Here is a 221-nt window from a genome sequence, read left to right as displayed (position 1 = left end):
ACTCGTGTCGGAATTAAGCCACGGCGAACAGCGCGAGCTCGAGCTGGCGGTCGCGCTCGCCACAAAGCCGCAATTGCTGCTGCTCGACGAGCCTATGGCCGGCCTCGGCACCACCGAATCCGCGCGCATGGTGGCTTTGCTGAAGGAGCTGCGGAAGGAAGTCACCATCGTGCTGGTCGAGCACGACATGGAGGCGGTGTTCGCCCTCGCCGACCGCATCA

At 64.7% G+C, this 221-nt stretch carries 1 protein-coding gene; it reads left to right on the top strand.

From position 1 onward, the window contains the following. Nucleotides 1-221 (top strand): ATP-binding cassette domain-containing protein (locus tag KJQ96_RS39760; protein WP_213291299.1); only part of this gene is annotated, 221 nt, incomplete at both ends.

The sequence above is a fragment of the Bradyrhizobium sp. sGM-13 genome (assembly GCF_018398875.1).
In the GTDB taxonomy this organism is placed as follows: domain Bacteria; phylum Pseudomonadota; class Alphaproteobacteria; order Rhizobiales; family Xanthobacteraceae; genus Bradyrhizobium.
The sequence above is the reverse complement of the archived record's forward strand: the minus strand, read 5'-3'. Positions and strand labels throughout refer to the sequence as shown.